The organism is Rhizobacter sp., from assembly GCF_031412495.1.
In the GTDB taxonomy this organism is placed as follows: domain Bacteria; phylum Pseudomonadota; class Gammaproteobacteria; order Burkholderiales; family Burkholderiaceae_C; genus Schlegelella_A.
Genome location: NZ_JANODC010000473.1, coordinates 1 through 3,772 on the forward strand (window position 1 = coordinate 1; position 3,772 = coordinate 3,772).

A 3,772-nucleotide genomic window follows, 5' to 3' on the forward strand; every position below is an offset into this window, starting at 1 on the left:
CGCGCCGCGCGCCGGATCGCGCTCGCGGCCGCGGCGCTCGCTCTCGCCGACCTGCCGGCGCTGGCGCTCGCCGCTGCCGCCACGCCGGCACGCGGCGCGGTCGAGCGCACCTTCGCCGTCTTCTGCGACACCCTCGTCCCGGCGGACGAGCTGACCCCCGCTGCGTCCACGCTCGGCGTGCCGGCCGCCATCCTGCGCGACGTTTCCCGGCACCCGCTCGCTGGCCGTCTTCTGCACGCCGGCTGCGCTTGGCTCGACGACGCCACCGGCGGCTTCGCCGCTGCTCCCGAGGCGGCCCGCGTCGCCGCCTGCGAGCGCATGCAGGCGATGCCGTGGGACTCGCCGGCGGGTCGCTTCTTCCACCTCATGCGCAACAGCGTCCTGGCCGAGTACTACGCCGATCCGGCGTCGTGGCGCGGCCTTGCGCTCGACCGGCCGCCGCAGCCGCTCGGTTTCTTCGACGCCGTCCGCTGATGGCCGACCCCGCGGCCTTCGATGCCGTCGTCGTCGGCGCCGGCGCCGGCGGGGCGGCGGCCGCGTGGCGAATGACCCAGCGCGGCTGGCGCGTGCTCCTCGTCGATGCCGGGCCCAGCTTCGACCCCGACACCGACTACGGGCTCGACCGAGACGACTGGGAGAAGGAGCGCTTCCGGCACAAGCCGGGCAGCCTCGGCCGGACCGCTTTTGCGCCGCTGCAGCCGCTCGACCCGGCGCTCGCCGACCTGCGCTCGTGGAGCCTCGGCCAGGGCCCGACCAACCGCGAGGCACGGCGCGCTGTCTCCGGGCCGGGCTACCACCACGTGCGCGGCATCGGCGGCAGCACGCTCCATTTCATCGGCGAGGCGCACCGCATGAACCCCGCGGCGATGGCGATGCGCAGCCGCTTCGGCGTCGCCGCCGATTGGCCGGTGACGTATGCCGAGCTCGAGCCGCACTATGTCGAGGTCGAGCGGCTGCTCGGCGTCGCCGGCCCGGCCGAGGTGCGCGACCGCTGGCGCAGCGCGCCGTACCCGCTGCCGCCGCACCCGCTCGCGCGCGCGTCGCGCGAGCTGGCCTCGGGCGCGGCGAGGCTGGGTGTGAGCTGGGACCCGAACCCGCGCTGCGCGCTTTCGCAGCCGTACGACGGTCGGCCCTCGTGCAACTACTGTGGCGGCTGCACGCACGGCTGCCCGCGCCGCGACAAGGGCTCGGCCGACGTCACCTTCATCGCCAAGGCGAGGGCGAGCGGTCGCTGCGAAGTACGCGCCTCGACGACGCTGGTCGGCATCGTCGCCGGCAAGGCCGGTCGCATCGATGCCATCCAGCTCGTCGACGGCGCCGGCCGGCGCAGCCGCGTGCCGACGCCGCGCCTCGTTCTCGCCGCCGGCGCGATCGAGACGCCGCGCGCACTCCTGCTGCACAAGGGCCTGGCGAACGGCAGCGGCCAGGTCGGCCTGCACTTCATGGAGAGCGTCGCCTGGACCAGCGTCGGCCGCAGCGCGGAGCGGCTGCTCAGCTTCGGCGGCCTGCCCGCCGATTCCATCAGCTGGCAGCACAACCGCCCCGATGCGGTCCCGGATGTCGTCGGCGGCTTTCGCCTGAGCGCGGCCATCCACGAGGCCGAGATGATCGGGGCCATCGCCCACGCCCAGCGCGCGGTGCCCGGCTTCGGCCGCGAGCACAAGCGCGAAATGCGGCGCGCGCTCGGCAGCCTTGTCGCCGTTGGCGCGGTCGGCGAAAGCCTGCCGCACGAGCGCTCGTTCGTCGACCTCGACCCGTCGCTGCGCGACGCGCACGGCCGGCCGCTGGCGCGGATCCACTCGCACGTCGACGCCATGACCGTGCGCCGGCTCCGCGCGATGGCCGCGGCGACGCGCGGCCTGCTCGCCGCCGCCGGCGCGGCGACCCTGGTCGAGGAGTTCGGCACCTACGACCACTTCTCCTCGGCGCACGTCTTCGGCACCTGCCGCATGGGCGCCGACCCGCGCCGCTCGGTCGTCGATGCCGGGCTGCGCGTGCACGGCTACGCCAACTTCCACATCTGCGATGCCAGCGTGTTCCCCAGCTCGGGGGGCGGCGAAGCGCCGTCGCTGACGATCCAGGCGCTGGCACTCAGGGCAGTCGACCGCATCGCGGGCTGAGTCGCCGCCGCAACGGCGGGGCTGGGCCAAACGGCCGAGCGCGCACAGAATGCGTTGCCGGTGCAGCCCTCGGCCGGTCGAACGACAGAATCATCAGGAGACAAGAACATGCATCGAATCCCCATCGGCCACGGACTGGCGGCCCTTGCTCTCGTGGTCGCCGTGCCGGCTCAGGCGGGCAAGGGCGGGCCGACGCAGCCGCCCACGGTGGCGGCCTCGATCAACAAGGAGAGCCGCAACGACAACAAGCTCTATGCCGGCATCAACTGGAACTTCGGCGCGCGCACCGGGGCGACGGCGGTGCTCGGCTACCGCGCCGCCAAGGTCCGCGCCAACGACCGGGTGCGCGGCGCCAAGGTCGAAGTGAGCTATGTCCTCAGCGGCGCGCCCATGGGCCTGGGCGAGCTTCGCGTCAAGGGACTGGCCGGCAGCCGCAGCCTGCAGGGCGAGCTCGGTGCCGGCTACGGCTTCCAGGGCCAGGCCTTCCTGCTCACCGGCGGCGTCCAGGGCCCGTACGTGAACGCAGGCGCCGATTACCTGTTCGGGCCCGGCTGGCAGCCCTATGTCGGCGTCAACACGCTGGGCAAGGCCAAGGGCGCGCGGGAGACCTCCAGCTGCCCAGCGGGCTACAGCCTGTCCGGCAGCACCTGCACGCTGATCGTTCTCGACTGACGAGCCGTCTCGCCGCACCCACGGTCTGCTACCGTGGTGCGGTGACCGACGACTTCCCGGCGACCGACGCCGTCGCCCCGGCCGCGGACATCGCTGGCGGCTGGTTCGCCAGGCAGGGCTGGCAGCCGTTTGCCTTCCAGCGCGAGGTGTGGGCGGCGATGGCCGCAGGCCGCAGCGGCCTGCTGCACGCCACGACCGGATCCGGCAAGACCTACGCCGTCTGGTTCGGCGCCCTGGCCCGTGCCGAAGCGATCGGCCTGCCGCTGCGGCCGGCGCACCCGCCCCGCCTCGGCGTGCTCTGGCTCACGCCGATGCGCGCCCTCGCCGCCGACTCCGCCCGCGCGATGAAGGCGCCGCTCGAGACGCTCGGCATCGGCTGGAGCGTCGGCATCCGGACCGGCGACACGCCGGCGGCGGAACGGGCGAAGCAGGACCGTCGCTTTCCGACCGCGCTCGTCACGACGCCGGAGTCCCTCAGCCTGATGCTGACGCGGGAGAACGCGCGCGACGAGCTCTCCGGCATCCACGCCGTCGTCGTCGACGAGTGGCACGAGCTGATGGGCAGCAAGCGCGGCGTGCAGGTGCAGCTGGCCGTCGCGCGCCTGAAGCGCTGGAATCCCGGCCTCGTCGTCTGGGGCCTGAGCGCGACCCTTGGCAACCTCGACGAGGCGATGCAGGTGCTGCTCGGCCACGACCAGGGCCGGCTGGTCCAGGGCCGGGTCGAGAAGCAGCTCGTCATCGACACGCTGCTACCCGACAACCCCGGCCGCTTCTCGTGGGGCGGCCACCTCGGCAAGCAGATGCAGCTCCCGGTCGTCGCCGAGATCGAGCGTTCGGGAACGACGCTGGTCTTCGTCAACATGCGCTCGCAGGCCGAGGCCTGGTACCAGCTGCTGCTCGAGGAAAGGCCCGAGTGGGCCGGCGTCGTCGCCCTGCACCACGGCTCGCTCGACAAGGAGGCGCGCGAGTGGGTCGAGCTG

Annotated in this window: 4 protein-coding genes; all 4 read left to right on the top strand. The window is 73.6% G+C overall.

All coding sequences use genetic code 11. The annotated features are described in order from the left end of the window. On the top strand, nt 1-474 hold a 474-nt coding region (locus AC30N0_RS17650; RefSeq protein ID WP_489519197.1), incomplete at its 5' end, for a gluconate 2-dehydrogenase subunit 3 family protein. Then, complete coding sequence (locus AC30N0_RS17655; RefSeq protein WP_489519198.1) at nt 474-2,120, top strand: GMC oxidoreductase; 1,647 nt, start codon at nt 474-476, stop codon at nt 2,118-2,120. The genes AC30N0_RS17650 and AC30N0_RS17655, both read left to right, overlap by 1 nt. 108 nt (nt 2,121-2,228) lie before the next feature. Continuing rightward, nucleotides 2,229-2,792, top strand: a complete 564-nt coding sequence (locus AC30N0_RS17660; protein ID WP_489519199.1) for a hypothetical protein — start codon at nt 2,229-2,231, stop codon at nt 2,790-2,792. A 41-nt stretch (nt 2,793-2,833) separates the two neighbouring features. Continuing rightward, nucleotides 2,834-3,772: DEAD/DEAH box helicase (locus AC30N0_RS17665; RefSeq protein WP_489519200.1), on the top strand; the 939-nt coding region annotated here is incomplete at its 3' end.

Excerpts from the sequence above, each read along its gene's own strand:
- AC30N0_RS17655 (WP_489519198.1), top strand. The coding sequence starts at position 474 with ATGGCCGACCCCGCGGCCTTCGATGCCGTCGTCGTCGGCGCCGGCGCC.
- AC30N0_RS17660 (WP_489519199.1), top strand. The coding sequence starts at position 2,229 with ATGCATCGAATCCCCATCGGCCACGGACTGGCGGCCCTTGCTCTCGTG.